A 22,272-nucleotide genomic window follows, 5' to 3' on the forward strand; every position below is an offset into this window, starting at 1 on the left:
GCGGGGTCGCCGGCCGCGATCAGGTCGCGACCCAGAAGAGGATCAGCAGCAGCGTCACCAGGAACCCGGTGAGGAAGTTGAGCCCCAGGAACCGCCTCCACCCGGCGTTCGCGCGCTCGGCCTGCTCGTCGGTCAGCGAGCGGTACGGCCAGATGCTGACGGCGTACGGGATCGCCAGCACCGCGGCGAGCGTCCCCGGCCAGGGCAGCAGGAGAAGGAGCAGCCCGCTCGCGACGTAGGCGGCGATCGCGAAGCGCGTGGTCGCCCGCGCTCCGATCACCGTGGCGATCGAGCCGATGCCGCCCGCCCGGTCGGCCAGGATGTCCTGCACCGCCCCGAAGGCGTGGCTGGCGACCCCCCAGAGGAAGAACGCGACCAGGAGCGCCCACAGCCCCGGCGTGAGCGCCGTGCCCGCGAGCGCGATGCCGTAGACCGCCGGGCTGACGAAGTGGGTCGCCGAGGTGAGCGAGTCGACGAACGGCCGCTCCTTGAAGCGCAGCCCGGGCGCGCTGTAGGCGATGACGGCGAAGACGCTGATCGCCAGCACCAGCCAGGACAGCGGCGAGCCGAGCAGGACGAGCGCGATCAGGAACGGGACGTTGGTCGCGACGGCGGCGATCAGCGTCGCGCGGTGCTCGCTCCGGTCCAGGACCGCTCCCTCGACGCCGCCCTTCCGCGGATTCCGCAGGTCGGACTCGTAGTCGAAGACGTCGTTGATCCCGTACATCGCGAGGTTGTAGGGGATCAGGAAGTAGAGGGTGCCGAGCACGAAGGCGAGGTCGATCTCGCGGGTGGTCAGCAGGTAGGCCGCGGCGAACGGGTAGGCGGTGTTCACCCAGCTCAGCGGGCGGCTCGAGACGAACAGCGCGCGCAGGCGCTTCACGAGGCGCTCGGGCGGCGCGCGGGCAGGAGGGCCCAGAGCGCGGGAAGGGCGAGCGCGGCGGCGATCGCGTAGGCGAAGTCCTCGATCGGCGCGACGCCGATCCGGATGCCCGAGATCAGGTCGTCGTCGTAGGCGACGAGGAGTCCGACCCCGATCATGATGTTGTCGAACACCGCCGTCATCACCAGGAGCACGGCGAGGGTGCCGAGCAGCGCGGGGAGCCGGAGCCGGCGGCGGCGCAGCGCCAGCACCAGCAGCACCGCGACGACCGCGAGGAAGACCGTGTTGAGGAGCAGGTAGGTCACGCGCGCGCCTCCGCCCGCTTCGCCAGGAAGCCGTGCACATTCATGCTCAGGTAGCAGAGCAGCGTGAGGAAGAGGACCTCCTCGATCGGCAGCTCCGGCGCGATCTGCAGCCCGGTCATGTACGGGGTCTCGCCGCGGAAGAAGACGCCGAGGCCGATGCCGGCGAGGTCCCACAGCAGGAAGAACGCGACGCCCGCCGGCAGCACGATCGCCGCCCGGCGGGCGTCCGCCCAGAAGAACAGGCCGAAGCGCCTGTCGAGCACGACCATCCCGGAGATCGAGACGACGAGCGCGAGCAGGTAGAGGACCCCCACGCGCTACTCCCCCGCGGCCGCGAGGCTCGGCTCGGGAGCGACGCTCGGCGCGACCGGCGCCGACGGGGCGTCGCGCACCGGCAGCGGCTCGGTCGACACGTCGCCGCGCACGCGCTTGAGCATGACCTCGGCGCTGATCACGCACATCGGCAGGCCGATGCCCGGGATCGTCGAGCTGCCCGCGAAGAGCAGGCCGTCGACGTGGGCGCTCGCGTTGCCGGAGCGGAAGAACGCACTCTGCGAGAGGATGTGCGCCGGCCCGAGCATCGAGCCGCGCCAGGCTCCGAGGTCGCTCTCGAAGTCGGCCGGGCCGATGGTCCGGCGGACGACGACGCGCTCGGCGAGGTCCTCGGCACCGGTCCAGGTCGCGATCTGGCGGATCGCGGCGTCCGCGATCGCCTCGACCTGCGCGTCGCCCGCGCCGTCGACTCCGCCGTGGCCGATGGAGGTGTCGGCCGGGATCGGGACGAGGACGAAGAGGTTCTCGTGGCCCTCGGGAGCGACGTCGGGGTCGGTCGCGCTCGGGCGGCAGACGTAGATCGACGCCGGATCCGGGACGGAGGGGTTCTCGCCGAAGATCCGGCCGAAGTTCTCGCGCCAGTCGGTCGTGAACAGGAGCGTGTGGTGCTCGAGCTGCGGCAGCTCGCCGCGCACGCCCAGCAGCACCAGCACGGCGCTCGGGCCGGGCTCGCGGTTCTCCCAGTACTCCGGCGGGTAGCTGCGGAGCTCGTCCGGCAGCAGCGACTGCTCGGTGGTGAAGAGGTCGGAGGCGTTGACGACGAGCTCGGCGGGGAGGCGGTGCACGCCGTCGGGGCCCTCGTACTCGACGCCGACGACCTCGGCGCCGCGGCGGCTGCTGCGCGGAGCGCGGGTCGTGAGGATGCGCGTCGCGGGCGAGGAGGTGCGGACGGTGACGCCCGCCTCCTCCGCCACCTCGGCGACCGCCGCGATCAGGCGGGTGAAGCCGCCTATCGGGTAGAGCACGCCGTCGGCCAGGTCGAGGTGGCTCATCAGGTGGTACATGCTCGGCGCGGCGAACGGCGAGGAGCCGAGGAAGACGGCCGGGTAGCCCAGGATCTGCCGGAGCCGGTTGTCGGTGACCGCGGTCGCGGCGAACGTGTCGAGCGGGGTGAGCAGGAGGCGGCCGAGGCGGCCGGTGCGGCTGAGCACGTCGCGCCGCAGCAGCGGCAGGAAGGACGCGAAGCTCGTGTAGAGGAAGCGGCGCTTCGCGACCTCGTAGGTGTCGCGCGCCGACTCGAGGTAGACCCGCATCCGGTCGCCGGCACCGGGCTCGATGCTCTCGAACAGCGCGAGGTTCGACTCGAGGTCGGCGAGCACGTCGATCGGCTCGTCGACGCCCTGGCTGTAGACCCGGTAGCCCGGGTCCAGGCGCTTGAGGTCGAGGCGCTCGGCGGCGCTCGTGCCCATCAGGCGGAAGAAGTGGTCGAACACCTCGGGCATCAGGTACCAGGAGGGACCGGTGTCGAAGCGGAACCCGTCGCGCTCCCAGGAGCCGGCGCGGCCGCCGACGACCTCGCGCTGCTCGAGCAGCGTGACGTCCCAGCCGTCGCGGGCGAGGAGGGCGGCGGAGGCGAGACCGCCGATGCCGCCGCCGATCACGACGGCGCGGTGCGGACCGCTCGCCGAGCGCGAGGCGCGCGCGGGACCGGCGCCCAGGCGCGGACCGATCGTCGAGACCGCGGCCCGGGCGGCGAGCGCCGCCTTCGTCGCGGTCGGCACGCTGACCCGGGCCCGGAGGAGCTCCTCGGCCGGGGTCGCCCGGATCCGGTCCGCGAGGGCGGCGAAGAGGGAGTGCGCGAGCAGCACGGCGCGGCGGCTCGAGCGCGGCAGCTCGGGCACGATCGCACCGGCGGCGGCGAGGTCGTCGTCGAGGTCGGCGAGCAGCGCCGCCTTGTCGCGCTCGGAGAACGCGCGCGGGTCGACGCCGGGGAAGTAGCTGCGCCCCAGGCCGTCGACGTCGGCGGCGAGGTCGCGGAGGAAGTTGACCTTCTGGAAGGCCGATCCGAGGCGCCGGGCACCGGCGACGAGGCGCTCGCGCGCGGCGGCCGAGACGAGCCCCGCGTCGGGCGCGGCCAGGAAGACGTGCAGGCACATCAGCCCGACGACCTCGGCCGAGCCGTAGACGTAGCTCTCGAAGGACTCGGGGGTGTGCACCGTCTCGCGCAGATCGGCACGCATCGACGCGAAGAACGGCGCGGTGAGCTCGGTGCCGAAGCCGGTCGCCCGCGCGGTGCGCGCGAAGGCGTGGATGACGAGGTTGGCGCTGTAGCCGGTGGCGAGCGCCCGCTCGGTCTCGGCCTCGAAGGCGTCGAGCGACTCCTCCACAGCGGCGCGGTCGAGGTGCGCCTCCACGGCGACCCCGTCCACGATCTCGTCGGCGACGCGCACCAGCGCGTAGACGTCCTCGACGCGCTCCCGCACGCCCGCGCCGAGCAGGCGCGTGGCCAGGCCGAAGGAGGTGGAGTAGCGCCGGATCACCTGCGCGGACGCCTCGTGGGCGACGCGGTCGTACAGTTCGCTCTGGCGGCTCATCGTGCCACCGTACGGCTCGATCGGGCGGCGACCGTCATCGTGGCGGCGATCCGCGCGTCGCGGCCGATCGGCGAGTGCGCGGTCATCGGGTGCGCCCGAGGACGCTGGCGACCAGGGGACGCATCTCGGTGCGGAACGCCTCGGTCACCGCGGGGGTGTGCAGAGCGTCCCAGGCCCGGTTGGCGAAGTCGCTCGCGAGCGCCTCCGCGTAGCCGCGCGAGCCGCACTCCTCGAGGATGCAGCGCACCCGCTCCGCCGTCTCGGGGTCGAGGTGCTCGTCGCCGATCAGCCCCTCGATCTCGCGCCAGCGGTCGGTCCCCGCGGCGTGGGCGATCAGGACCGTGCGCTTGCCCTCGCGGAGGTCGCCCAGCGTGGTCTTGCCGGTCTGCCCCTCGGTGCCGAAGACGCCGAGGAGGTCGTCGACGATCTGGTACGCGATGCCGATGCCGCGGCCGAACTCGCCGAGGGCCTCCACCGCCGCGTCGTCCGCGCCGGCCAGGATCGCCCCGGCCTGCAGCGGCGCCTCGAACGAGTAGACGGCGGTCTTCAGCCGCTCCATCTCGAGCACCTCGTCGACCGAGGGCATGCCGGGCATCAGCGAGAAGTCGACGTCGGCCAGCTCGCCCGCGGCGGAGGCGAAGACGGCCTCGTCGAGCAGGGTGAGCAGGCGCGCGCGGACGCCGTCCGCCGCGCCGACGCCCTCGATCAGGCGGTGCGCGCCGGTGAGCGCGAGGTCGCCCGCGATGACGGCGACCGAGGTGCCGCGGTGCTCGGCGATCGGGATCGAGAGGCCGGCCGTCGTCGCCTCGTCGCGGTAGCTGCCCGAGACGTTCGGGCCGCCGCGGCGGACGAAGTCGCGGTCGATCACGTCGTCGTGCACGATCAGCGCCGTGTGCAGCAGCTCGAAGGCCGCGCCGAGGTGGGCGGACGCCTCCGGGTCGAGGCCGCCGTGCGCCTCGTAGGCCGAGATCACCATCAGCGGGCGGAAGCGCTTGCCCCCGCGGGTGTTGGCCTCGATGGTCTGCCAGAGGGTGAGGTACCGGGGCCCGAGCCGCGTCGCCCGCGAGCGCGCGAGCGAGAAGAACCGGTCCAGGACAGCATCGACGTGCTCCTGCCGCCTTCGGGAGAGAACCACGGGGTCGCGCGTATCCACGGGGTCGAGGCTAACAAACTCGCTTCTCTAGCAATAAGCCGGCTGAGTTCCGCGGTCGTGCTTGACTTACGGTCATGACTTCGGAAGGAATCGCCGTGCGCACCGACGAGCTCGAGCAGCTGGATCTCCTCGAGGAGGTCGTCCTGCTCGATGAGTCGGGGACGGCCGTCGGCGTGGCCGACAAGGCGACCGTGCACGACACGGACACCCGCCTGCACCTCGCGTTCTCCTGCCACGTCTTCGCGCCCGACGGCGCGCTGCTGGTGACCCGCCGCGCGCTCGGCAAGCGCACCTGGCCCGGCGTCTGGACCAACTCGTTCTGCGGCCACCCCGCTCCCGGCGAGCGGATCGAGGACGCGGTGGTGCGCCGCGCCGAGCGCGAGCTGGGCGCCCGGCTCGAGACGCTCGAGGTGGCGCTGCCCGACTTCCGCTACCGCGCGGTGGACGCCTCCGGCATCGTCGAGAACGAGATCTGCCCGGTCTACACCGCGACGGTCTCGAGCCGCGACGCGCTCGACCCGCGCGCCGACGAGGTCATGGACGTCGAGTGGGTCGACCCCGAGGCGACGCTGGCCGCCGTCCGCGCGACCCCGTGGGCCTTCTCCCCCTGGCTCGTCCTCCAGCTCCCCCGCCTCCTCGGCTGACGCGCTGCGCCTGCTCGCGCTCCCGCGCCCTCCGCGAGATGCCACTTGTGCACGCCCGACACGGCGTGTCGCGTGCACAAGTGGCATCTCGCGGGAGGGGTCAGTCGGTGTAGACGTCGGTGCGGTGGAAGTTCAGGGCGGAGCGGGAGGCCGTCGGGCCGCGCTGGCCCTGGTAGCGGGAGAGGTAGGCGGCCGAGCCGTAGGGCTGCTCGGCCGGCGAGCTGAGCCGGAAGAAGCACATCTGGCCGATCTTCATCCCGGGCCACAGCATGATCGGCAGGGTGGCGACGTTGCTCAGCTCGAGCGTGACGTGCCCGGTGAAGCCCGGATCGATGAAGCCCGCCGTGGAGTGGGTGAGCAGCCCCAGTCGCCCGAGCGAGCTCTTGCCCTCGAGCCGGGCGGCGATGTCGTCGGGCAGCGCCACCTCCTCGTAGGTCGATCCGAGGACGAACTCGCCGGGGTGCAGGATGAACGCCTCGCCCGCCGGGGTCTCGACGAGCCGCGTCAGCTCGGGCTGGTCCTCGGCCGGATCGATGTACGGGTAGCGGTGGTTGTCGAACAGCCGGAAGAAGCGGTCGAGGCGCACGTCGACCGAGGAGGGCTGGATCATCGCCGGATCGTGCGGAGTCAGTCCGACGCGGCCGGAGGACAGTTCGAGCTTGATGTCGCGATCGGAGAGCAGCACGAGGCGATCCTAGGGTGCGGGGCTTGCTAGCATGTCCTGGTGCGCCCGAGCGGCGCCGCGCGAGTGTAGTTCAATGGTAGAACTTCTGCTTCCCAAGCAGATGGCGCGGGTTCGATTCCCGTCACTCGCTCCACTCGCCCTTCTGGTCACCGCTCGCTGATCGCCGGTGTCATTCGTGCGCCGCGGCGAACAGCTCGAGGATCTCCGCCGCGATGATCGCGTGCCCGCGCCCGTTCGGGTGGTTCGGCTGCGCCATCAGCTCCGCCAAGGAGTAGCCCTCCGCGTGCAGCCGGCGGAAGACCCGGAACGGGTCCGCCAGCGGCAGGACCTGCCGCGCGGCGAGCTCGCGGATCTGCTCGGCGTGCTGCGCGAGGGGGTCCTCCGGATCGGCGAGGTCCGCCGTCAGGTCGGGCGACGGGGTGATCAGCACAGGGACCGCGCCCGCTCCGAGCACCGCGGCGATCATCGACTCCCAGGCGCGGCGCGCCCGCTCGAGTCCGATCACCCGGTCGTTCAGGGCGTAGTCGATCAGGACGACATCGGGGCGGTGCCCCAGGACCTCGACGATCCGGCCCGCGCCCGCCTCCGAGTGCTCGCCGCCGACGGCGGTGACGATCGCGTTGAGCACGGCGCGGGGACGGAGCTCGGCCAGCCGGGCGGCCACGACCTGGGGGTAGGCGGAGCGGCGGTCGACCACCGGGGTCGCGGCGTAGCCGGCGGGGACGCTGTGGCCGTGGAAGACGAGGTTCACCGCACGGTTCCCGGGCCAGGCCCGCTCCAGCTCGGCGACGACCCGCCCGAGGTCCGGCACGGCTAGCGGGTCGCCGGCGGGGCGGTGCTGGCCCGGACGATCAGGGTCGTGGGCACCAGCTCGGTCACGGGCTCGTCGCTGACCCCGTCGGCGAGCTGCTCGAGCAGCAGCTCGACGCACCGCACGCCGACCGCCCGGTAGTCCTGGCGGACCGTCGTGAGCGGCGGCGAGTAGTCCTGCGCCTCGGGGATGTCGTTGAAGCCGACGACGCTGACGTCCTCGGGGATCCGCAGTCCGTGCTCCGCGAAGGCCCGGTAGACGCCCAGCGCGGCCTCATCGCTCGAGACGAGCACGGCGGTGCAGTCGCCGCTCTCGGCCAGCGCGGCGCCCTGCAGGTACCCGCCGTCGGAGAGCCAGTTGCCGTAGCGGACGGGGGGAACGGGAGCGCCGGCCGCGACGAGCGCCTCCCGCCAGGCCGCCTCGCGGCGCTCGGCCGCGAACGAGCCCCGCGGTCCGGCGATGTGGTGCACGGTGCGGTGCCCCAGCCCCAGCAGGTGCTCCACCGCGGCGCGGACGCCGCCCGCCTGGTCCGCGTCGACCACGGGCGAGGAGGCTCCGGCGGCCGCGTTGACGAGCACGCGCGGGATGCTGGGGAGGGTCAGCCGGTCGGTGTCGCGCAGGTGCGTCTCGACGACGACGATGAGGCCGTCCACCGCGAGCTCGCCGAACCGGGTGAAGGCGCCGTTCAGCCCGGTCTGGCTGGCCGCGGAGACCGGGACGAGGGTGATCGCATAGCCCGCCGCCGCCGCGGCGGCGGCGATCGAGTCCACCGTCCGCATCATCCCGAGGGTGTCGAGGCTGAAGACGGCGACGCCGATGGTGCGGAACGAGCCGCTCTTGAGGGCGCGGGCCGCGCTGTTCGGCCGGTAGCCGAGGGTGCGCATGGCGTCGAGCACGAGCTGTCGTGTCGCGGGAACGACGTTGGTCTGTCCGTTCGCGACGCGCGAGGCGGTGACGGGGGCCACTCCGGCCAGGCGCGCCACGTCCGCCAGGGAGGGGCGGCGGGGGGCTTCGGTCATGTCTCCATAGTGGCTCCTCCTGCGCCGCAGCTCGTCCAGGACGTCCTCGAGGAAGTCGGGCGGGGGGAGGGGGTCGGGCCCGGGCTCGGAGGACATGTCCGAATGGTAAGGCAACCACGGACGCCCGGATCCTCGTATGATCGGCGGCGGCCGCCCCCGCCCGGGCTGCGGCGTGCTCGACGACAGGACCACCGTGACTCCTCGCCGCCTCCCCCGATTCGCCGCGGCGCTCGCCCTCGCCGCCACCGCGCTCGCGCTGCCGGGCTGCACCGGCGCGGCCGCCGCCGAGGACGACCGGCTGCTCGTCTGGACCTGGGACGACGAGCTCCCGCAGGTCGCCGAGCGCTACGAGCAGGAGCACCCGGGGGTCGAGATCGACGTCGTCGACGTCGGCACGGGGGCCGAGCAGTACACCGTCCTGCAGAACGTCCTCGCGGCCGGGTCCGGGACGCCGGACGCCGTCTTCCTCGACCACACCGCGCTCCCGCAGTTCGCCCTCTCCGGAGCCCTCGCCGACCTCGGTCCGCTCGGCGCCGCCGCTCTCGCCGACGGGTTCGCGCCCGGACCGTGGTCGGCGTCGCAGGTCGACGGCACGGTCTACGGGCTGCCGTGGGCCTCGGGGCCGATGGTGATGTTCTACAACGCGGCCCTCTTCGAGAGGCTCGGCGTGCCGGTGCCCACCACCTGGGACGAGTACGTGAGCGCGGCCGAGCATCTGCACGCCGCGGACCCGGAGGTGCACATCCTCAACGACACCGGGAACGCCGGCCTCGCCGCGAGCCTGATCCAGCAGGCCGGCGGCAGGCCCTTCGCCGTGAGCGGCTCGGAGATCGGGATCGATCTCACCGACGCGGGGACCGCGCGGTACGCGGACACCTGGCAGCGGCTGCTCGACGACGACCTGCTCGCCCCGGTCCCCGACTGGAGCGACGAGTGGCGGAGGATGCTGGTGGAGGACAGGATCGCGACGCTGCCCGCCGGCAGCTGGATGGCCGCGGTCCTCGCCCGGACCGCCCCCGACTCCGCCGGCGACTGGCGCGTGGCGCAGCTGCCGCAGTGGGAGCCCGGCGCGAGCGTCGCCGCGGAGCACGGCGGCGGCGGCTTCTCGGTGCTCGAGAGCAGTGGGAGGAAGGAGCTCGCGGTCGACTTCCTGACCTTCGCCACCGCGGGCGACGGCGTCGAGGTCATCCGCGACTCCGGGCTGTGGCCGGCGCACCGGGCGGCGACCGAGGAGCCGGGCTTCCTGGACGAGCCGAACGCCTACTTCGGCGGGCAGGCGGTCAACCGGGAGTACGCCACCGCCTCGGAGCGGGCCCCGGAGGACTTCCGCTTCCTCCCGTTCCAGGTCTACGCCTCCGGGGTCTTCAACGACTCGGTCGGCAGGGCCTACACCGGGGAGGCGACGCTGCAGGACGGACTGCTCGACTGGCAGGCGGAGCTGGTGGAGTACGGCGCCCAGCAGGGCTTCTCGATCCGGGAGTGACGCGGATCGGCGCGACACGCCGAGCGGATCCGCGCCGGCAGGCCGATCGCGGCGCCCGACGGTGCAGGGTGGAGGGGTGAGCGAGCTCGTGCAGATCCCGTCTCCGGGCATCGCCCTCGAGTACGGGCACCCCGGCCGCCCGGTCGTGGTGATCCTGCACGACGTGTTCGGCCGGCTGCCCTGGCTCGAGCCCTTCGCCGAGGCGGTGTCCAAGCACGGCTACCACGTGCTCGTCCCCGACCTCTACGACGGCTGGGCCACGCTCGCCCCGGAGGACGCGCGGGACCTCGCCGCGATGGCCGCGCAGGACCGCGCGCTCGCCTCCGTCGCCGACGCGGTGCGCACCGGAGCGGCGGCCGGGGCGGAGCGCTCCGCCCTGATCGGCTTCGGCTTCGGCGGGCGGCTGGCCCTGCTCGTCGCCGCGACCGGTCTCGTCGACGCGGTCGTCGCCTACTACGCGACCCTCGGGCGCGAGGAGCACGCGCTCGTGCCCTGCCCGACGCTGCTGCACTACGCGCAGAGCGACGAGTGGCCGGAGGGCGACGACCCCGAGTCGTTCGTCGGGCGGCTGAAGGAGGCGGGCACGCCCGTCACCGCGCACACCTATCCCGACACTCAGCGGCACTTCGCGAACGCCACCCTGCGGGAGTCGGTGAGCCCGGCGGCCGCGGCCCTCGCCTACGCGCGGACGCTGTCGTTCCTCAACCCGCAGCTGATCGACTGCTGACGACGTCCGGGCTCAGCCCTGCACGTCGTGCAGGTGGTGCTGCACGTCGTGCAGGTAGTACTTCGCGATCGTCTCGACAGTGAAGGACGCGCCGTCGCTGCGACGGCCCGGCCGCTGCCACTGACGGCCGGTGACGCCCTCGAAGACGTCGCTGATCCGCGCCGCCTCCTCGACGAGCTCGCGACCGACCACCGCCGGATCCTGCTGGTCGTAGCGCTCCTCCACCGCGGCCACGTCCTGGTCCCAGTTCGGGAAGAGCGGATCGTCGCCCTCGAGCATCAGGCCGAGGCGCCGGCGGTAGATCCGGTGCACGTCGCGCACGTGGGCGGCGTACTCCAGCGGGGACCAGGTCTCGTCGTCGGGGCGCCCCGCGGCGCCGTCGCGCTCGAGGACGTACGGCCAGGCGGCCGCGTTCTGGCGGATCAGAGCGGGGACGGCGTCGGACTCGACCAGCGAGGCGTCGAAGCCGCACTCGAGGCAGGGGCGCTCGAGCACCCAGGTCCAGTCCTTGGTGTCGGGAGTGATGGGCATGGCTCCAGGGTAGGACCGCTCAGCAGGGTCGCGCGCCCTGCACCGCGGAGCGCTCGCCCTCCGCGTTCCAGGGCAGCTCCGGCAGTCCGGTGGCGCCGCTCGCCGCGCCCTGCTCGACCGCGATCGCCGCGAGGGCGCGCGCCGTCGTCGCGGCGAAGCCGTCCCCGGCGGTGGAGTCGTTGAAGGCGACCGCGACCGTCAGCCCGGACGCGGGATCGGAGTAGGCGGCGGTGAGGAAGCCCGGTGCGATTCCGGAGAAGCCGCGGAGCGGACCGGCCTCGTGGCCGCCGAGACCGGCGCGGAGCCACTCGGCGCGCCCCTGGCCCTGCGGGATCGGATCCGTCCACATCGCCTCGCCCGCGGGCTCGGCAGCGAGACCTTGCGCGAGACGGCGGAGGTCCTCGAGATCGGTGACCGCCCCACCGGCCGCACCGAGCGAGGACGGCGACGCCGCCGACAGGTCGCGGCGGTTCTCGCACTGGAGGGCGCCCGTGCGCGGGTCGAGGGACGCGGCGAAGCCGAGCATCGCCGGCGCGGGCAGCTCGAGCTCGGAGTCGCCGGGGAGGCGGGTGCTGGTGAGGCCGTAGCGCGGCACGACGTACTCGTCGTAGAGCGACTGCATGCTGCGCCCCGTCGCCTGCGACGCGACGAAGCCCGCGAGCAGTGGACCGGTGGCCGAGTCCGCCCAGGAGGCGCCCGGCTCGGCGATCGGCGCACTCACCTGGGCGGCCGAGATGAGCTCGAGCGTCGGCCACTCGCGGGAGGGGTTCTGCACGACGGTCGGCCAGAGGATCGAGCGGAAGTCGGCGAGCCCCGAGGTGTGCGAGCAGAGCTGGCGCAGCGTCGTGCCGTCGATGCCGGGCAGCGAGGTGAGCGTCTCGCCGACGTCGGCGTCGAGGTCGACGGTCCCCTCCTCGGCGAGCGCCACCACCACGTCGCAGGTCATCGCCTGCGTCCCGCCCGTGCCGAGGCGCACCTGCGTCTCGGTGGTGACCGGAGTCGCCTCGGCGTCGCCGATCGAGCCGACCGCGCTCTCCCAGCCGCCGGCCCACGGCGACCAGACGCCCGCGACCGCTCCCGAGGATCCCGCCGCGTCCTGCGCCTCGGCGAGGAGAGCGGAGAGGGCGACGGCCAGGTCCTCCGGCGCGGGATCGGACGGCGCGGCGGGCACGACGGACGGGACACCGCCGGTGCAGCCGGTGAGGGCGAGGACGAGGGCGGGCACGGCGAGAGCGCCGACCCGGGTCGACCTGCGGCCACCGATCATGCGGTCCGACTCCCCCCGAAGACGCCTGCTGGAACCCTTCCACTGTACGGGCGCGCTCCGGCGGGCCGGGCGGCGGGTGCCCCCTCCGAGGGGTTTCGTGTCCCGACCGTGACCCGGCGAGCACGCGCTCCTCGATCCGGCCACCCCTTTTCCAAACCGTCTGAGCGGCTGCTACGAAGAGAGGACAGGCGGCGATCAGACGCTGCTCGAAGGGAGATCAAGGATCATGCGCACTTCACCGAACCGACTGCTCGCCACGCTCTTCGGCGCGGTCTACGTCGTCGTCGGACTGCTCGGCTTCGTCGTCACCGGCGGCGTCCAGTTCCTCGCGACGGAGGGCGGTCTGCTCCTCGGCATCTTCGAGGTCAATCCGCTGCACAACATCGCCCATCTCCTGATCGGCGGGGCCCTGCTCATCGCCGGTCTCTCCACGGTCCCGGCGGCCAAGTCCGTCAACGTCACCGTCGGAGCGGTCTACCTGCTCCTCGGCATCGTCGGGTTCTTCCTGGTCGACACCGCCCTCAACGTGCTCGCGCTGAACACTGCCGACCACTTCCTGCACCTCGCCAGCGCGCTCGTCCTCCTCGGAGTCGGGCTCACCGCCGACAAGGGCACCCGGGCGCGCACCGCGACCGCCTGACCCGGAGCGGCTCCGGCCGCTCCCCCCATGCTCCGTCCGCCGTGGGCCCGCCGTTTTCCGCGGCGGACGGACTGAACGGCCCCGGACGACACGATGCGGTGTGTCGATCCGGGGCCTTCCCTCTTCACCGGGGTGCCCCTCCTGCATCGGCGGGAGACCTCGGTGACGAGAACAGCGCGACCGCGAGAGCGGCGCAGTGACGAGAACGGAGACCGGGATGAGCACCGTGGCCCGCGGCAACGCCGCCTTCGCAGGACTGGGTGCCGGTCTCGTGCACCTCTCGCTCGCCGCTGGTGAGCTGAACGCCGCGACGATCCCGATCGCCGCTCTCGGCGTCGCCGAGCTCGCCTGGGGCGTCCTCGTCCTCGCGCGCGGCCGGATCCTCGTCCCCCGCATCGCCCTCGGCGTCACCGGGGCCACGGTCGCCGGCTTCGTCCTCGCGATCGCCGCCGGACTGCTGCGCGATCCGCTGCCGGCCCTCGCGGCGGGCGCTCTGCAGCTCGTCGCCGCCGCCGTCGTCGCCGCGACCCTCCGCTCGCAGCGCGACGACGCGGAGCGACCCGTCTCCGCCCCGCGTGCCGTGCTCGGCCTCTTCGCCGGCGCGCTGCTCGTCTCGGCCCTCGCCACTCCCGCGCTGTCGGCGTCGTCCGAGGGCACGCACGACATGGGCGGCATGATGACGACCGTCCGCGACGGCGGGCACGGGCACTGACCCGTCTCCTCGCGCCGCACTCTGGCGACGACGCGGCCTCTCGGCTACGGTAAGGGCAGCCTAAGAAGCCGAAGGAGGCCACCGTGCCGAACGCCTCGACCGGACCGACCGCCTCGACCCTCTCGAACGTCGTCCCGTTCTCCCAGGCCCTCCGCGCGCGGATCGGCGGGTCCGGCGGCGACGACGAGGTCTCGGCCTTCATGACCGCGCTGATGACCGGCTCCGGCAGCCGCGACGACTACGTCGCGATGATCGCCCAGCACTACTTCGTCTACGAGGCGCTCGAGGCCGTCGCGGAGTCGATGGTCGGCGACCCGGTCGCCGCCCCGTTCATCTCGCCCAAGCTCACCCGCCTGCCCGCGATCGCTGAGGATCTCCGCTTCCTCGTCGGCGAGGACTGGCGCTCGCGGATCAGCCCGCTCCCCTCCACCGCGGCCTACGTCGAGCGGATCCGCACGGTGGCGAGCGGCTGGAGCGGCGGCTTCGTCGCGCACCACTACACGCGCTACCTCGGCGACCTGTCCGGCTGCTCGATCGTCCGCGCCCTGCTGCAGCGGCGCTTCGGCTTCGAGACCAACGGCGTGGGCTTCTACCTCTACGGCGAGATCGCGACGCCCTCGGCGTTCCGCGCGGTCTACCGCGAGCAGCTCGACGCGGCCGGCTGGGACGACGACGAGCGCGACCGCGTCATCGCGGAGGTGGCGGAGGCCTACCGGCTCACCACCGCGCTCTTCCGCGACCTCGCCCGCTCGCGCGCCGCGGCCTGACCGCCGCGCGCACCGGGCTCAGGAGGAGGCGGGCTCCGCCTCGGCCACCGCGGCGGGCTCGGCCCGGCGCTCGGACATGAAGCGCAGCACGTCCTTGTCGACGATGATGTCGCTCGGCCGCAGCGGCCGGGTGAGGTAGAGCCCCTCGAGGCTCGTGATGCGGCTGAGCGCGACGTAGGTCTGCCCGGGCGCGAAGGCGCGCTGCCCCAGGTCGACCACGGCGGAGTCGTAGGTCTTGCCCTGCGACTTGTGGATGGTGACCGCCCAGGCCAGGCGCAGCGGGAACTGGGCGAACTCGGCGACGATCTCGCGGGTCAGCTTCTTCGTCGCGGCGGAGTAGGAGTAGCGGTAGCGCTCCCAGGTCGCGGGCTCGACCTCGTGCACCTCGCCGTCCACCTCAACCCAGACGGTGCCGGCGACCTTCGTCACGCGGCCGATCGTGCCGTTCACCCAGCGCTGCTCGGCGTCGTTGCGCAGGAACATCACGTGCGCGCCGATCTTGAGCTCGAGGTTCTGATCGGCCGGGTAGGCGCGACCGCCGAAGTCGCCGCTGATCTCGGCGGAGGCCGTCTTCACCGGGCCCTTCAGTCGCGCGAGGGCGGTCTGGTTGATCCGGTTGACGGTGTCGTTGCGGGTCGCCAGGGTGATCGCGTCGTTCTCGGGCGGGGTGCGCGCACCGGCGGCGTTGAGGACGTCCGCGATCTCCTTGGTCACCATGCCGAAGCGCACCGCGTTGAGCATCCACTTGAAGCGCTCGTCGCTCTGCCGGTGGATCCTGCCGAGCTCGATGATCCGCAGCGGCGCCTCCTGCCAGACCAGCGCGTCGAAGAACCAGAGCGAGCGGTAGCGGTCGGCGAAGTAGGCGCGCTCCTCCGGGTCGCCCGGCACGGGGGCGAGCTGGAACGGGTCGCCGAAGAGGACGACCTGGACGCCGCCGAACGGCTCGGAGCGCCGCTGCCGGGCCTGACGGAGGCTGCGGTCGATGCCGTCGAGGAGGTCGGCGTTGACCATCGAGATCTCGTCGATGACGAGGGTGTCGATGGTGTTGAGCAGCTTCCGCAGCTCGGGCGGCTGATCGAGGTCCGAATCGGCGATCACGCCGATCGGGAGCCGGAACAGCGAGTGGATCGTCTGACCGCCGACGTTGAGGGCGGCGACACCGGTCGGAGCGCAGATGACGATCTGCTTGTCGGTGTTCCAGCTCAGGTGGTTGAGCAGGGTCGACTTGCCGGTGCCGGCGCGGCCCGTGACGAAGAGGTGCTCGCGGGTGTTCTCGATGAGGTCGAACACCCGCTGTTGCTCGTCGGAGAGGGTCGGCTGGGTCACCGGTCCACTGTACCCAGCCGACCCGGGGTCGATTCCGGGATCGTCAGACGTCGCGGACGCGGGTCACCGTCAGGGCGGGGACCCAGACGGCGAGGACCCAGGCGGCGCTGGCCAGCAGAGCGGACGTCGTGCTGATCTCCTCGACGCCCGACCCCTCGCTGGGAACGCTCGCCAGCGCCAGTCCGAGGTTCGAGAGCAGGTACGGGCTCACGTCGGCGATCCACTGCACGTCCATCAGCCCGCTCGCGATGGTCGCGATCAGCGGCAGCACGAAGAGCACGCCGACCGCGAGGCCGATGGCGGCGGCTGTGCTGCGCACCAGCGCCGCGATCCCGACCGAGAAGACGCCGATCACGGCCAGGGAGAAGGCGCCGCCGAGCAGGCCGCCGAGGACGCCGCCCTCGAGGAGGGACACCTGCGCGCCCTTCGCGGCGAGCGGCGGCGCGATCAGCGCGAACGATCCGACGCAGGTGATCACGCCGACGAGGAAGGAGGCCGCACCCACGACGATCCCGCGGGCGACGAGCGAGGGCACTCGGCGCGGAACGGCGGTGTAGGTCGAGCGGATCATCCCCGTCGAGTACTCGCCGCCGAGCGAGAGCGCGCCGAGGACGGCGATGATGAGGCCGACGAACTGCAGATGGAGGGTCGATCCGCCGGCCACCAGCCCGGACGCCGAGCCCGAGGTCGGGGGCTCGACCGCGGATCCGAGGGCCAGGGCGAGCCCGAGGGCGAGGACGACGCTGACGCCGATCGACCACCAGGTCGAGCGGACGGTGACGAGCTTGAGCAGCTCGGAGAGGACGATGCCGTCCAGCCGCAGCCGGGCGGGCGAGGCGGCGGGGCGCACCGGGCTCGAGGCGGTCGCGGTCATCGGGAGGCTCCTTCGAGGGGCGCGGCGGGGGTGGAGTACTCGACGGAGTCGGCGGTCATCGCGACGTACGCCTCCTCGAGCGAGCGGGTGAGCGCGGTGAGGGCGTGCAGGACGGCTCCGGACTCGTGGGCGAGCGCTCCGACGGCCGGTGCCTCGAGCCCCTCGACCTCGAGCCCGCCGGGGACGAGGGAGACCGCGGCGCCGCGCGAGACCAGCAGCTCGGCGAGCCGCGCCGAGTCCGGGCTCTCGACGCGCACGCGCGGCCGCGCCTCGGCGAGGAAGTCGGACAGCGGGGCGTCGGCGAGGATCCGGCCCCGGCCGAGGACGACGATGTGGTCCGCCGTCTGCGCCATCTCGCTCATCAGGTGCGAGGAGAGCAGCACGCAGCAGCCCTCGGCCGCCTTCGCGCGGACGAAGTCGCGGACCCAGCGGACGCCCTCCGGGTCGAGTCCGTTGACCGGCTCGTCGAGCAGGAGCGTGCGCGGATCGCCGAGGAGCGCGGTGGCGATGCCGACCCGCTGGCCCATGCCGAGCGAGAAGCCGCCGACGCGCTTGCGCGCGACGCTGCCGAGGCCGACGACCTCGATGACCTCCTCCACCCGGGACCGCGGGATGCGGTGCGTCGCGGCGATCACGCGCAGGTGGTCGCGGAGGGACCGGCCGCGGTGCGTCGCCTTCGCGTCGAGGAGGGCGCCGACCTCGGCGAGCGGTGCCTCGTGCTCCCGGTAGGGGCGGCCGTTCACCAGCACCGAGCCGGCGGTCGGCCGGTCCAGGCCGACGATCATCCGCATCGTCGTCGACTTTCCGGCGCCGTTGGGACCGAGGAACCCGGTCACCCTCCCCGGCGCCACGGTGAAGTCGATCCCGTCGACGGCGGTCTTCGCCCCGTACTTCTTGGTCAGGCCCCGTGCCTCGATCATGCGTTCCCCTTCTCGCAGCGCGCCGCCTCGAGCCCGCAGGAGGCGGGCGGGATCGGCACAGCGGGGGACAGCCTAGGAAGGGCTCGCGGGGCCCGCTCCGCGCTGTCGCGGAACGTCCGCTCGGACGGGAACGCCCCGGGGACGCCCCGGGTCAGCCGCGCTTCTGCAGGGCCGCGAGGCGGTCGTTGTACGCGGAGAGCTCGGCCTCGCCGGTGCGGTCCGCCTGGCGGTCCATCCGCTTCGAGTCGCGGGCGTCCGCCCGGCTCCACATCACCGCGACGATGATGGCGAGCGCGAGCGTCGGGATCTCGCCGATGCTCCAGGCGATGCCGCCGGCCGCCTGCTGATCGGAGAGTGCGTTCGTGCCCCAGCCCATCGCGCCGTACCAGTCGGCGAGGAGGAGGCCCTCCCCCGTCATCAGCGCCAGGCCGAAGAAGGCGTGGAACGCCATCGTGCCCAGCAGCAGGAGCAGGCGCATCGGGTAGGGCACGCGGTGCACGCTCGGGTCGACGCCGATCAGGACGCTCACGAAGAGGTAGCCCGTGATCAGGAAGTGCACGATCATCCACTCGTGGCCGATGTGGTCGGTCGTGGCCCAGCGGAACAGCGGCGAGTAGTAGAAGCCCCACAGCGAGCCGACGAACAGCAGTGCCGCGACGATCGGGTGCGAGACCGCGGTGGCGAAGCGGGAGTGGACGGCGAGCAGGACCCACTCGCGGCCGCCGCGCGAGCCGTCGGTGCGCCGGGCCGCGGCGCGCGCGATCAGCGTGACCGGGGCCGCGGGGACGAGCAGCACCGGCACCGCCATCGTGAGCACCATGTGCGCGAGCATGTGCGCGCTGAACAGGTACTTCTCGTAGGCGTTGACGCCGCCGTTCGTGATGTACGCGAGGAGGAGCATGCCCGCGATCCAGAGCACGGTGCGGTGGACGGGCCAGCGGTCGCCGCGGCGGTGCAGGCGCACGACGCCGGCGACGTAGAAGGCGATGCCGAAGCCGCAGAGCAGCAGCCAGAGCAGGTCGACGTTCCAGAGGGTGACGAAGTTCAGGGCGCTCGGCGCGGGCGGCAGCGGCTCGCCGGTGAGCAGCTCCGCGGGCGTGGGGTTCGTGAGCTCGGTCGCGGCGACCTGGTCGACGGGGGTCGCCGTGCGGGCGAGGGCTGCGGCGACTCCGGAGGCGATGCCCATGAAGGCGACCTCCGCCGCCACGAGCCACCAGAAGCTGCGCCCGCCCGCTCCCCCGGCGGCGCGCATCCGCGCGATCAGGAAGCGGCGCTGCACGAGCCCGAAGACGCCGAGTGCGGTGAGCGCCGCGACCTTGACGAGCACGAGCACGCCGTAGCCGGTGAGCAGGTTGCCGAGGGTGGCGAGCCGCAGCTCGGCGCTGATGTAGCCGGAGGCGGCGACGACGACGAAGCTGACCAGCGCGAGGCTCGAGTATCGCGCGATCACCGGCAGCAGGCGCTCGCCGCCGAGCAGCGGGCGCAGCACGATGATCGTGAGGAGGCCGCCGAGCCAGATCGCGGCGAAGACCAGGTGCAGGCCGAGGGCGGTGACGGCGGCGTCGTGGCCGCTCGCTCCGGCGGCGTGGCCCTGCTGGGCCATCGGCAGCAGCGTCAGGAGCGCGATCGCCGTCACGAAGACGAGCGCGGTCTGGTTGCGCACGGCGAAGCAGAGCACCGTCACCACGGCCGCGAGCAGCGTCGTGATCAGCCAGGCCTGGCCGACCGGGATGCTCCCGATGAAGTAGCTGAGCTTGGTGCCGAAGTCGCGGTCGAGGCTCAGCGGCGTCTGCGTGACGTTGAGGAAGGTGAGGAAGCCGGTCACCGCGGAGGCGGCGGCGAGGAACGCGGCGCTGGCCGCGGCCACGTCGAGGGCGATCGTGTACTCGGTGCGCGTCTCGACGGCGGTGTCGACCGCGGTGCCGGCCCGGCCCGCCGTGGCGTGGGAGCGCTGCGCCGCCGACCGGGAGCCCGGCAGCCGCGGGCTCAGCGCGAACAGCGTCAGGACGAGCGAGCCGATCATGCCGGCGGCGCCGAGGTTGACCGCGAGCTTGGCGATCGGGAGACCGAAGCGGACGACGGGGCCCGGGTCGTTGAGCAGGGGTGCGGCCGAGCCGCCGCCGAACGCGAGAGCCGCGAGGAGCGCGATGAGGGCGGCGGCGACGAGCAGGAGCGCCGGGCCCGCGATCCGGACGGTTCGATTCACCCCGCAAGCCTACGTTCTCGCGGCTGAGGGGCGGCAGGACGACGAAGGTCCGGGACGACGAAGGCCCCGGCGGATCGCCGGGGCCGCAGAGGGGCCGTGGACGACGAAGGCCCCGGCGGGATCGCCGGGGCCTTCGTGCGTCGTGCGGGGCGCTGACTACTTGGCAGCGGCCTTGAGCTTGGTGCCCGCGGAGACCTTGACCGAGTGGCCGGCCGCGATCTGGATGGTCTCGCCGGTCTGCGGGTTGCGGCCGGTGCGCGCGGCGCGGGAGGTGCGCTCGACGGCGATCCAGCCGGGGATGGTGACCTTCACGTCGTTGGAGACGGAGTCGGCGAGGGTCGAGAAGAGCGAGTCGAGGACGCCGTTGACGGCGGCCTGGCTCTGGCCGGAGTCGGCGGCGATCTTCGCGACGAGCTCGGTGCGGTTGAGCGACTTGTCAGCCATTGGAGTGTCCTCCCAGGACGTTCGCGCTGTTGAGAACAGCTGGTGGTTGTGTGTCGTCCAACGGCCGGGGACGGACCCCGTCAACCGGTCGGACCGTCCGTAACCTACCAGCCCGATCCCGGATCGGCGTCGATTCGCGCGTCGAGAAGCCCGGAATCACGCCGATCGGCACCCCGCGGAGGCTCTCGAACGGCTGGGAGGCGGTGTCAGGGGCCGTCGCTACACTCGCCGACGGCGCGCGCCCGAGCTCGCCGGGAGAGGCGACCGCGATGGCGCAGACGACGGACGGCTGGATCTCGACGGCGATCTGGTGGCAGATCCACCCGCTCGCCTTCCTGGGGGCCGAGGCGACCTCGGCCGACGGACCGCGGGAGGGCGACGAGCCGCAGCACCGCCTCCGCCGCCTCCTCCCCTGGCTCGACGACCTGCTCGCGCTGGGCTGCAACGGCCTGCTGCTCGGCCCGGTCTTCGCCTCGATGACCCACGGCTACGACACGGTCGACCACCTCCGCGTCGACCCGCGGCTCGGCGACGAGCAGGACCTCGACGATCTGATCGCCGCCTGCCGCGAGCGCGGGATCCGCCTGGTCTTCGACGGGGTCTTCAACCACGTCGGCCGCGAGCACGCGTGGTGGCGCGAGGCCGTCGCCGCGGGCGAGGGCTCCCCCGCCGCCGCGCGCTTCCGTCGGACGGACGCGGCGCGCGAGGTCGACGGCCTGCGGGTCGACGTCTTCGAGGGGCACGAGGCTCTGGTCGAGCTCGACACGACGAACCCCGAGGTCGCCGCGCACGTCTCGGCGGTGATGAGCCACTGGCTCGAGCGCGGGATCGACGGCTGGCGCCTGGACGCCGCGTACGCGATCGCCCCCTCCGCCTGGCGCGCCGCGATCGACCCGGTGCGCGAGCGCTTCCCCGAGGCGTGGTTCGTCGGCGAGGTCATCCACGGCGACTACGCCGGCTACGTGCGCGAGTCGGGCCTGGACTCCGTCACCCAGTACGAGCTGTGGAAGTCGGTGCGCAGCTCGATCGAGGAGGGCAACCTCTTCGAGCTCGATTGGACGCTGCAGCGGCACGCGGAGCTCCTCGAGACCTTCGTGCCGATGACCTTCATCGGCAACCACGACGTGACGAGGCTCGCCAGCGCGATCGCCGATCCGCGGCACCACGGCCACGCGGTCGCGGTCCTCGGCCTCGTCGGGGGCGTCCCCAGCATCTACTCCGGCGACGAGCGCGGTCTCGAGGGCGTGAAGGAGGAGCGCGCCGGCGGCGACGACGCGATCCGGCCCGAGTTCCCGGACGACCCGGCCGAGTGGCCGCGGAACGACGCCTACCGCGTGCACCAGGAGGTCATCGCGTTCCGGCGCCGGCACCCGTGGCTCGTCGCCGCGCGCACCCGGAGCGTCGACCTCGCGAACACCTCGGTGCTCCTCGTGGCCGAGGGGCCCGGCGGCGAGAGCGCCCGGCTCGCGCTCAACCTCGGCGACGAGGCGGCGAGCCCGGGCGGGATCCGCGTCGAGGCGCACTCCTGGCTCCTGCTCGACTGAGCTGCGCGAGCGGGCCGCTCGACGGAGCCGCTCGACGGAGCGTGGGCGGCGGGCTCCCGGTGATCTACGCTCGGGGCAGCGGCGGGAGCGCACTGCCCCGGCCGCTCGAGACGGACGAGGAGCGACGATGCCCGACGGGTCGCAGTCACAGCAGGATCAGACCGCGCAGGCGCTGCGGATCGAGCACGAGCCGGAGGCGGGCCGCGAGCGGACCGGCCTCGAGGAGGCGCTGGCCGCCCCGGTCGACTCCCTGACCGATCCCGGGCCGGGCGAGCGCAGCGGTCTCTCCAGCCGCATCGCCGAGGAGCTCCTCGACGGCGTCTCGGACACGATCGGCGGCGACGCGGCGCCGGCGCTCCGGCGCGCCCCCGAGATCGACGACCCGGCGCGCGCCGTCGGCGACGACCCGGCGCAGCCGATCCACGGGTCGTTCAGCGCGGAGTTCGAGAAGCGCTGAGCTCCGC

23 protein-coding genes and 1 tRNA gene are annotated in these 22,272 nt (G+C 73.2%); 9 read left to right on the forward strand and 15 right to left on the reverse strand.

Annotated elements, in window-relative coordinates; translation table 11 throughout:
* Positions 1-19 precede the first annotated feature (19 nt).
* The 5 genes from HQQ82_RS10955 to HQQ82_RS10975 all read right to left on the reverse strand — a co-directional run bounded on the left by HQQ82_RS10955 (position 20) and on the right by HQQ82_RS10975 (position 5,190).
* Positions 20-883: a prenyltransferase gene (locus HQQ82_RS10955; protein WP_173233110.1), complete on the reverse strand. Its 864-nt coding sequence runs from the start codon at positions 881-883 to the stop codon at positions 20-22.
* Positions 880-1,188 (reverse strand): lycopene cyclase domain-containing protein, encoded by a 309-nt coding sequence (locus HQQ82_RS10960; protein WP_173233111.1) that lies wholly within the window; start codon positions 1,186-1,188, stop codon positions 880-882. The genes HQQ82_RS10955 and HQQ82_RS10960 overlap by 4 nt, the downstream gene beginning before the upstream one ends.
* The gene (locus HQQ82_RS10965; protein ID WP_173233112.1) at positions 1,185-1,502 is read right to left on the reverse strand and encodes a lycopene cyclase domain-containing protein; all 318 of its coding nucleotides are present in this window, start codon (positions 1,500-1,502) and stop codon (positions 1,185-1,187) included. The genes HQQ82_RS10960 and HQQ82_RS10965 overlap by 4 nt, the downstream gene beginning before the upstream one ends.
* A gap of 3 nt (positions 1,503-1,505) precedes the next feature.
* On the reverse strand, positions 1,506-4,055 hold the full coding sequence (crtI, locus tag HQQ82_RS10970) for a phytoene desaturase family protein (RefSeq protein ID WP_173233113.1): 2,550 nt from the start codon (positions 4,053-4,055) through the stop codon (positions 1,506-1,508).
* Between the two features lie 82 nt (positions 4,056-4,137).
* Positions 4,138-5,190, reverse strand: coding sequence for a polyprenyl synthetase family protein (locus tag HQQ82_RS10975; protein WP_173233114.1), 1,053 nt, complete (start codon positions 5,188-5,190; stop codon positions 4,138-4,140).
* Between the two features lie 92 nt (positions 5,191-5,282).
* On the opposite strand from HQQ82_RS10975, the gene idi reads away from it, so the two are divergent.
* On the forward strand, positions 5,283-5,852 hold the full coding sequence (gene idi / locus HQQ82_RS10980) for an isopentenyl-diphosphate Delta-isomerase (protein ID WP_173233115.1): 570 nt from the start codon (positions 5,283-5,285) through the stop codon (positions 5,850-5,852).
* A 100-nt stretch (positions 5,853-5,952) separates the two neighbouring features.
* Here idi and dcd read toward each other — a convergent pair whose 3' ends face one another.
* Positions 5,953-6,537 carry a dCTP deaminase gene (gene dcd, locus HQQ82_RS10985; RefSeq protein ID WP_173233117.1) on the reverse strand — a complete coding sequence of 195 codons (585 nt, stop codon included), beginning with the start codon at positions 6,535-6,537 and terminating at the stop codon, positions 5,953-5,955.
* Between the two features lie 59 nt (positions 6,538-6,596).
* Between dcd and HQQ82_RS10990 the strand changes: the two genes are divergently transcribed.
* Positions 6,597-6,670 (forward strand) — tRNA-Gly (locus HQQ82_RS10990).
* 36 nt (positions 6,671-6,706) lie between these two features.
* Here the strand turns inward: HQQ82_RS10990 and HQQ82_RS10995 are convergent.
* Together HQQ82_RS10995 and HQQ82_RS11000 are read right to left on the reverse strand one after the other, a co-directional pair.
* Positions 6,707-7,348 carry an SGNH/GDSL hydrolase family protein gene (locus HQQ82_RS10995; protein WP_173233119.1) on the reverse strand — a complete coding sequence of 214 codons (642 nt, stop codon included), beginning with the start codon at positions 7,346-7,348 and terminating at the stop codon, positions 6,707-6,709.
* 2 nt (positions 7,349-7,350) lie between these two features.
* Positions 7,351-8,367 (reverse strand): LacI family DNA-binding transcriptional regulator, encoded by a 1,017-nt coding sequence (locus tag HQQ82_RS11000; RefSeq protein ID WP_173233121.1) that lies wholly within the window; start codon positions 8,365-8,367, stop codon positions 7,351-7,353.
* 193 nt (positions 8,368-8,560) lie between these two features.
* Between HQQ82_RS11000 and HQQ82_RS11005 the strand changes: the two genes are divergently transcribed.
* Together HQQ82_RS11005 and HQQ82_RS11010 are read left to right on the forward strand one after the other, a co-directional pair.
* Positions 8,561-9,850: an extracellular solute-binding protein gene (locus tag HQQ82_RS11005; protein WP_173233122.1), complete on the forward strand. Its 1,290-nt coding sequence runs from the start codon at positions 8,561-8,563 to the stop codon at positions 9,848-9,850.
* 76 nt (positions 9,851-9,926) lie between these two features.
* Positions 9,927-10,577 carry a dienelactone hydrolase family protein gene (locus tag HQQ82_RS11010; protein ID WP_173233123.1) on the forward strand — a complete coding sequence of 217 codons (651 nt, stop codon included), beginning with the start codon at positions 9,927-9,929 and terminating at the stop codon, positions 10,575-10,577.
* 12 nt (positions 10,578-10,589) lie between these two features.
* On the opposite strand, the gene HQQ82_RS11015 is transcribed toward HQQ82_RS11010, so the two are convergent.
* Positions 10,590-11,108: a DinB family protein gene (locus HQQ82_RS11015; RefSeq protein ID WP_173233124.1), complete on the reverse strand. Its 519-nt coding sequence runs from the start codon at positions 11,106-11,108 to the stop codon at positions 10,590-10,592.
* A gap of 19 nt (positions 11,109-11,127) precedes the next feature.
* A complete protein-coding gene (locus HQQ82_RS11020) occupies positions 11,128-12,333 on the reverse strand; it encodes a serine hydrolase domain-containing protein (RefSeq protein WP_173233125.1) in 1,206 nt (401 codons plus the stop codon).
* A gap of 268 nt (positions 12,334-12,601) precedes the next feature.
* Between HQQ82_RS11020 and HQQ82_RS11025 the strand changes: the two genes are divergently transcribed.
* The 3 genes from HQQ82_RS11025 (at position 12,602) to HQQ82_RS11035 (ending at position 14,494) form a co-directional block, all read left to right on the forward strand.
* On the forward strand, positions 12,602-13,015 hold the full coding sequence (locus tag HQQ82_RS11025) for a DUF4383 domain-containing protein (RefSeq protein WP_173233126.1): 414 nt from the start codon (positions 12,602-12,604) through the stop codon (positions 13,013-13,015).
* A 217-nt stretch (positions 13,016-13,232) separates the two neighbouring features.
* Positions 13,233-13,727: a hypothetical protein gene (locus tag HQQ82_RS11030; RefSeq protein ID WP_173233127.1), complete on the forward strand. Its 495-nt coding sequence runs from the start codon at positions 13,233-13,235 to the stop codon at positions 13,725-13,727.
* 83 nt (positions 13,728-13,810) lie between these two features.
* Positions 13,811-14,494 carry a biliverdin-producing heme oxygenase gene (locus tag HQQ82_RS11035; protein ID WP_173233128.1) on the forward strand — a complete coding sequence of 228 codons (684 nt, stop codon included), beginning with the start codon at positions 13,811-13,813 and terminating at the stop codon, positions 14,492-14,494.
* A gap of 18 nt (positions 14,495-14,512) precedes the next feature.
* On the opposite strand, the gene HQQ82_RS11040 is transcribed toward HQQ82_RS11035, so the two are convergent.
* From HQQ82_RS11040 to HQQ82_RS11060, 5 genes are all read right to left on the reverse strand, one after another.
* Complete coding sequence (locus HQQ82_RS11040) at positions 14,513-15,820, reverse strand: DEAD/DEAH box helicase (protein ID WP_173233129.1); 1,308 nt, start codon at positions 15,818-15,820, stop codon at positions 14,513-14,515.
* 43 nt (positions 15,821-15,863) lie between these two features.
* Positions 15,864-16,694, reverse strand: coding sequence for a hypothetical protein (locus HQQ82_RS11045; RefSeq protein ID WP_173233130.1), 831 nt, complete (start codon positions 16,692-16,694; stop codon positions 15,864-15,866).
* On the reverse strand, positions 16,691-17,614 hold the full coding sequence (locus HQQ82_RS11050; protein WP_173233131.1) for an ABC transporter ATP-binding protein: 924 nt from the start codon (positions 17,612-17,614) through the stop codon (positions 16,691-16,693). Before HQQ82_RS11050 ends, HQQ82_RS11045 begins: the two co-directional genes overlap by 4 nt.
* A gap of 151 nt (positions 17,615-17,765) precedes the next feature.
* Positions 17,766-19,820 (reverse strand): cytochrome c oxidase assembly protein, encoded by a 2,055-nt coding sequence (locus HQQ82_RS11055; RefSeq protein ID WP_367947935.1) that lies wholly within the window; start codon positions 19,818-19,820, stop codon positions 17,766-17,768.
* A gap of 156 nt (positions 19,821-19,976) precedes the next feature.
* The gene (locus HQQ82_RS11060; protein WP_055786347.1) at positions 19,977-20,264 is read right to left on the reverse strand and encodes an HU family DNA-binding protein; all 288 of its coding nucleotides are present in this window, start codon (positions 20,262-20,264) and stop codon (positions 19,977-19,979) included.
* Positions 20,265-20,533: 269 nt separating this feature from the next.
* Here HQQ82_RS11060 and HQQ82_RS11065 point away from each other — a divergent pair, with 269 nt between their 5' ends.
* Together HQQ82_RS11065 and HQQ82_RS11070 are read left to right on the forward strand one after the other, a co-directional pair.
* A complete protein-coding gene (locus HQQ82_RS11065) occupies positions 20,534-21,808 on the forward strand; it encodes an alpha-amylase family glycosyl hydrolase (protein WP_173233133.1) in 1,275 nt (424 codons plus the stop codon).
* Between the two features lie 127 nt (positions 21,809-21,935).
* A complete protein-coding gene (locus HQQ82_RS11070) occupies positions 21,936-22,265 on the forward strand; it encodes a hypothetical protein (protein ID WP_173233136.1) in 330 nt (109 codons plus the stop codon).
* The last annotated feature ends 7 nt before the right edge of the window (positions 22,266-22,272 follow it).

This window comes from Rathayibacter sp. VKM Ac-2856 (genome assembly GCF_013205055.1).
Taxonomy (GTDB): Bacteria; Actinomycetota; Actinomycetes; order Actinomycetales; family Microbacteriaceae; genus Rathayibacter.